Below are 6,417 nucleotides of genomic sequence, written 5' to 3'. Positions count from 1 at the left end.
ATATCTAAAAATATTTTATAAAATAAATTATATTAAAAATAAAGTGCTAAGTAATTAAACTAGAAAATGTTGAAAAATTTTTTGTAAAAATTTAATTTAGCTCAAAATTTGTGTAAATTAGTGCTAAATTGTCAACATTGTTAATGAGTGTATTACGCGAATATAGGGAAGGTCGCCCCATTGAAGACAGAGAGGCAGGCCGTCTGAAAATTCGGTACAATACACACGAAATTCCCACAACACATACACTAAGGAAACACATGAAAGCCTATCACGACCTTATGCGCCATGTTCTCGACAATGGTATCGACAAATCCGACCGTACCGGCACCGGTACACGTTCCGTGTTCGGTTACCAAATGCGTTTTGATTTGAGTGAAGGCTTTCCGCTGTTGACCACCAAAAAACTGCATCTGCGCTCGATTATTCATGAGCTGCTTTGGTTTCTCAAAGGCGATACCAACATCAAATACCTGAAAGACAACAACGTTTCCATTTGGGACGAATGGGCGGATGAAAACGGCGATTTGGGCCCGGTTTACGGCTACCAATGGCGCAGCTGGCCTGCACCCGACGGCCGCCATATCGACCAAATTGCCAATGTGGTGGAACAAATCAAGAAAAATCCCGACTCACGCCGTCTGATTGTATCGGCATGGAATCCGGCTTTGGTCGACGAAATGGCCTTGCCGCCTTGCCATGCGCTGTTTCAGTTTTACGTTGCCAACGGCAAACTGTCCTGCCAGCTTTATCAACGCAGCGCCGATATTTTCCTTGGCGTACCGTTCAACATCGCCAGCTACGCATTGTTGACCATGATGATGGCGCAAGTGTGCGGCTTGGAAGCCGGTGAATTTATCCATACGTTTGGCGATGCGCATTTGTACAGCAACCATATCGAGCAGGCCCAGCTGCAATTAAGCCGCGATTTCCGAAACCTGCCAACCATGAAAATCAACCCTGAAGTCAAAGATTTGTTTGCCTTCAAATTTGAAGACTTTGAGTTGGAAGGCTATGATCCGCATCCGCACATCAAAGCAGCCGTATCGGTGTAATCCAAGTTGAAAATAAAAAGGCCGTCTGAAACTTCAGACGGCCTTTTGTTTAGGCAGGTTTATTGACGTTTCGCGCCATAGCCACCGATTAAGTGTTCGGTTGCATCTTTGTTTTTCAAGCCGTAAGTGCCGCCAATTTCTGCAGCATTTGGGCCGTAGAATTTGCCGTTCAGATTACCGCTTAACTTGTCATCGGCCGTGCTGACTTTACCGGAGAAGAGGTTGCCGTCTTTCCAGCTTGCCGTACCTTTGAAATCGTAGTTTTTATCTGCTTCGGATACTCGCTTACCATTTTCCAAAGTATGGAAGTGTGAGTTTGACGTTTCAAAACGGACACCTTTGAGGCCGAAATCAACGATAGCCATGACATTGGAAGTCAGCTGACGATTGTTATTGTCGGTAACCACATAGGCAGTGGAAATACCTTTGTAGGTGGCTGTACCTTTTGCAGGCAGAGTAGTGAAGACAGTTTCATCGCCTAGGCTTTGGTAGCCTTGGTATACATGTCCTTTAGGGTCGGTGTAATGCGCGAAGGTTTGATATGTCCAGCCGGCTGCGGAAGGGTCATGCAACACAATCTGGGTACCGTCATCAAAATTGATGACATAGACACCGTCGAATTGTTTGTCAAAAACTAAGCCATCTTGGTTTGGACGGAAATAAGCTAGATCCTTGCTGGCTTTTTCATTCATTTCTGCTAGTTTAGCCCGAACTTCAAGATTTTTAGCGTGTAAAGTATTTAATTCTTCAATCTTTGCTTTGATCTCAGTTACTTTTTTATTGTTAACTGGGCCAGCTTCTGGATTTTCTTCTTTTTCAAGCTTTTCTTGTTCAGCTTTTAACTTTTTAGAAATTTCAACAATACTGTCATCCAAAGTTGATTTTCCGTATGCGAATTCAGTATTTTTCTCTTTACCTTTTTGTTCGCTGACATCAGTTTGAGTATTGCCTTTTGAATATACTTTGGCGATAAGGGAGCTAGGGCTTGCCCATGTAGGCTGAGTTGCACTTCCTTCTGGGGTTTTATTCAACAACACAACGCCGTCCATTTTGACTTCATCATTGCTGTTAAAGTCAATAGAACTGATCAGGCCATTTTGGTTGCGGTCTTGATTGTCCGTTTGGAACATTTTGCCTGCGGCATCTCTGCGGATTTGTACGTTAGGGTTGGATTGCTGCGCACCTTTGGAGGAGATGAAATGTGTGTGCAAAGGCTGGGTTACGTTGGCCGGATCGATTGGAGCTTCATCGGTCAGTTCGGCAAGCTTGTCGGCATGGTTGGTAAGCGTAGTAGACGGCGCTTTCGGAGTGTTGGCATTGCTGTTGTTATTGGCAGAATTGCCATTGTTGCCGGCAGAGTTGCCGGTATTATTGGTAGGAGTCGCGCCGGTGCTTAAAGCAGATGAACCGCCGCCTCCGCCACCACCACATGCAGACAAAATGGCTGTGCTGACGGCCGTGAAAACGATGGTTTTAAGTTTGGTTTGAATGTTTGACATGGTATTCCCTGTATGGTTATTCGCTTGATGAAAAGGTTGGAGAGATCGTTTATCTGATTTTTAAACCTTTAATTTCCGATAATAACCATAAATCATAAAAAAATAAACAGTTTGTTTGCATTTCTGTACAAAAATTAATCAAAGGGCAGGTGGTTGGGCAGATGTTTTTTTAGGTAATTGTTTTATATTAATTTATTTTAAATATTTTAGTGAGTTCGATAGCTAGTCTGTTTCTTTTTAACAAACTTTTCAGACGGCCTTTTGAAGATAAAAAAGCAGTCGGACTTTATGGATGCTTTTCTCTCAACGGATAAGCGTATTTCCGTTAAAATACGCCTTCTTTTCCGATTCGAAACATTGCCATGCGCCTTACCCACATCAAACTCTCCGGCTTCAAATCTTTTACCGACCCAACCACGATTCATGTGCCGGGGCAGCTTGTTGCGGTTATCGGGCCGAACGGCTGCGGCAAGTCGAATGTGATTGACGCGGTGCGCTGGGTGTTGGGTGAGGCTTCGGCGAAGCAGCTTCGTGGCGAGAGTATGCAGGACGTGATTTTTAACGGTGCGGCGACGCGCCGTCCTGCGCCGAGGGCTTCAGTGGAGCTGGTGTTTGACAATAGCGACCACAGTTTGCAGGGCGCGTGGGGGCAGTATGCCGAGGTGAGCATCAAGCGGCAGCTGACGCGGCAGGGCGAATCGACTTATTTCATCAACAATCAGATCGTGCGCCGCCGCGACATTACCGATTTGTTCTTGGGGACGGGCGTGGGCGCGCGCGGTTATGCCGTTATCGAGCAGGGGATGATTTCGCGCATCATCGAAGCGCGGCCGGAGGAGTTGCGCGCCTATATCGAAGAAGCGGCGGGTGTGTCCAAATATAAGGAACGCCGCAAGGAGACAGAAGGCCGTCTGAAAGACACGCGCGAGCATTTGCAGCGTTTGGGCGATTTGCAGAACGAGTTGGCGCGTCAGGTGGAAAAGCTGGAAAAACAAGCCGAAACCGCCGAACGCTACAAATCCCTGACCGCGCAGTTGAACCAGCAACAGGATTTGCTCGATTACGCCCAATGGCAGCAATCGCTTGCCGCCGCCGACAAGGCGACCGCGCAACATCAGTCTTTGCAGGCGCAGCAGGACGAAACTGCCGCTCAGGTTCAGGTGTTAAACGACGAAGTATACGCCTTGCAGACTGCCGAACAGGCGCAGCAGCAGGCGGTACATGAATTGAGCAACAAACGTGGTGTGTTGCGCGAGCAGATTGCCCGTTTGGAAGAACAAATCCGCCACCAGCAAAACCTGCACCAACGCATCGAACGCGATAAGCAGGCGGCGCAGGCGCAGTTGCAACGCATCCATCAAGAGCAGCAGCAAATCCGCGTCAAGCTGGAAGAAAACGAGTTGCAGGTTGAAGAAAAGCAAACTGAATTGGCGGAATGGGCGATGCAGGTTGCCGAACACGAAGAGCGTCTGCCCGAATTGGAAGAAGCCCAAGCCACGCTCAACGCCGCCTTCCAAACCCAGCAGGACGAGGCAAACCGCATCCGCCGCGAACTGGCGTTGAAGCAGCAGCAACTTGCCCATGCCGAACAAACGATTGCCAAGCATGAAGAGCGTAAAGGTCGTCTGAAACAGGAAAACCAAGCCCTGAACCTGCCCGACGAAGCCGAAACCGCCGCCGCGCAGGAAGCCGCCGCCTTGTTGCAAAGCCAGCAAGAGCATTACGAAGAGCAAATCATCGCCGCCGAAGAGGCCTTACACGCCGCCCGCGAAGCGTTTCGGACGGCCTCAAACCGCTTCCAAAGCCTGAAGCAGCAACACATCACCTTGCAGGCGCAGCAACAGGCGTTGTCGCAAATCCTGTCGCAACAGCAGGAAGCCGCTGACTTCTGGCAGGCAACCGACCACGCCGCAGCACCGCAACTGTGGCAACACATCACCGCGCCCGCCGAGTGGCAGCACGCCCTGTCTGTCATCCTTGCCGAACGTCTGCACGCCCGTAGTGTGCCGCAAGGCTTCGTTCCGCCCGCGCCGTTGCCGCAGGGGCAGGCGGCATGGCTTTCAGACGACCTCTCCGGAGGCATCAAAAAATCCCTGCCCGTACAGGCATTGCTGAACCAAATCCAAGCGCAGCCGCCGTTTCAGACGGCATTGCACCACTGGCTCGACGGCGTATTGTGCGCGCCCGATTTGAGCTACGCCCTCGCGCATCAAAATGATTTGGGCACGCATCAAATCTGGCTCACGCCCGAAGGCCATCAGGTCGACAAAGTCAGCGTCCTGCTCTATGCCAAACCCGCGCAGGAAAGCCTGATTGCCCAAAAAGCGCGCCTTGACGGCATAGCGTCCGAACTGGACAACCTCGCCCCCGAACTTTCCGCCGCCGAAGCCGCGTTCAAACAGGCGGAAGTCGCCGTGCGCTCGTCTGAAGTGCAGCATAAAAACCTGATGCAGCAGCAACAGCAGCACACGCGCCAATACAGCCAAGCGCAGCAACGCGCCGCCGAGCTTCTGGCGCGTACCAACCAAGGGCAAATCCGTCGCGAACACATCGAGCGCGAACTGGCGCAGTTGGCGGAAGAACAGACCGTGTTGCAACACACGTCCGACGGGCTTTCAGACGACATCGCTACTTTGCAGGAAGCCGTTGCCGAACTTGAACACCAACAGCAAACCGCCGCACATAGTCGCCAAGAGCAGCAAGGCCGTCTGAAACAGGCGCAGCTTGCCCTGTTGGAAGCCAACCGCCAATACGGACTGGCCGAAGTTGCCGTCCACAAGCTCAATCAGCAAAAACAAAACTACCAACAGCAAATTGTCCAGCTTGAACAGCAAACATTCGATTGGCAGGAACGCCAGCAAGAGCTTGCCCTTGCCTATGAAACCGAGTTCCAAAACGATGAGCAGCACATCAAGCTCGACGAGTTGACAGAAGCCGTACAAACTTTGGATGAAGAATACATCGCCGTGCAAGACAAACTCGCGCAGATTCAGGAACAGGGCAGGGAACAATACGCTAAAGTGCAAACCCTGCAAACCCAGCTGCCGCAGCTTCAGGCCGCGACCCAAACCGCCCTGTTGCAACAGCAGGAAGCCCTGATCAACGCCAAACGCTACCATCAAAACCTAACCGAACGCGCCGCCGATTTGGACGCGCTCGAAGCGTTGGCAAAAGAATCGCCGAAAGTATTGAACAGCAGCATAGGCAGCCTCACCCAACAAATCGAAGCCCTCGGCGCTGTCAACCTTGCCGCCCTGCAAGAACTTGAAGAAGCGCACGAACGCGATGGCTACTACCGCAGCCAAAGCGAAGATGTGCAGGCCGCCATCGCACTTTTGGAAGAAGCCATCGCCCAAATCGACGACAAAACCAAAGCGCGTTTCAAAGAAACCTTCGATGCCGTCAACGGCAAAGTCCAAACCTTCTTCCCAACCCTGTTCGGCGGCGGCGAAGCTACTCTCAAAATGATAGGCGACGACCTTTTGACCGCCGGCGTGTCCATCATGGCGCGCCCGCCCGGCAAGAAAAACAGCACCATCCACCTCCTCTCCGGCGGCGAAAAAGCCCTCACCGCCATGAGCCTCGTGTTCGCCCTGTTCAGCCTCAACCCCGCTCCGTTCTGCCTTCTGGACGAAGTCGATGCCCCGCTGGACGATGCCAACACCTCGCGTTTCTGCAACTTGGTCAAAGAAATGTCGGCGCAAACCCAGTTCCTCTACATTTCCCACAACCGCCTGACCATGGAAATGGCAGAGCAGCTCGTCGGCGTCACCATGCAGGAAAAAGGCGTATCGCGCGTCGTTGCTGTGGACATCAAGCAGGCATTGGAAATGGCAGAGCCGAATTGAGGTAAGAGATTGTTT

The 6,417-nt window shown here is 51.1% G+C and carries 3 protein-coding genes; 2 read left to right on the top strand and 1 reads right to left on the bottom strand.

All coding sequences use genetic code 11. The features are described from left to right. Positions 1 to 260: 260 nt before the first annotated feature. Positions 261 to 1,055, top strand: a complete 795-nt coding sequence (locus tag ACTHS8_RS02190; RefSeq protein WP_070591013.1) for a thymidylate synthase — start codon at positions 261 to 263, stop codon at positions 1,053 to 1,055. Between the two features lie 59 nt (positions 1,056 to 1,114). On the opposite strand, the gene ACTHS8_RS02185 is transcribed toward ACTHS8_RS02190, so the two are convergent. Then, positions 1,115 to 2,554, bottom strand: coding sequence for a transferrin-binding protein-like solute binding protein (locus ACTHS8_RS02185; RefSeq protein ID WP_440372844.1), 1,440 nt, complete (start codon positions 2,552 to 2,554; stop codon positions 1,115 to 1,117). A gap of 362 nt (positions 2,555 to 2,916) precedes the next feature. On the opposite strand from ACTHS8_RS02185, the gene smc reads away from it, so the two are divergent. Next, positions 2,917 to 6,402 carry a chromosome segregation protein SMC gene (smc, locus tag ACTHS8_RS02180; protein ID WP_440372843.1) on the top strand — a complete coding sequence of 1,162 codons (3,486 nt, stop codon included), beginning with the start codon at positions 2,917 to 2,919 and terminating at the stop codon, positions 6,400 to 6,402. Positions 6,403 to 6,417 lie beyond the last annotated feature (15 nt).

It is taken from the genome of Neisseria sp. P0016.S008, assembly GCF_051957775.1.
Classification (GTDB): Bacteria; Pseudomonadota; Gammaproteobacteria; order Burkholderiales; family Neisseriaceae; genus Neisseria; species Neisseria flavescens_B.
The sequence above is the reverse complement of the archived record's forward strand: the minus strand, read 5'-3'. Positions and strand labels throughout refer to the sequence as shown.

Bases quoted from the DNA above. Each gene is read 5' to 3' on its own strand.
- smc (WP_440372843.1), top strand. From the start codon at position 2,917: ATGCGCCTTACCCACATCAAACTCTCCGGCTTCAAATCTTTTACCGAC.
- ACTHS8_RS02185 (WP_440372844.1), bottom strand. From the start codon at position 2,554: ATGTCAAACATTCAAACCAAACTTAAAACCATCGTTTTCACGGCCGTC.
- ACTHS8_RS02190 (WP_070591013.1), top strand. From the start codon at position 261: ATGAAAGCCTATCACGACCTTATGCGCCATGTTCTCGACAATGGTATC.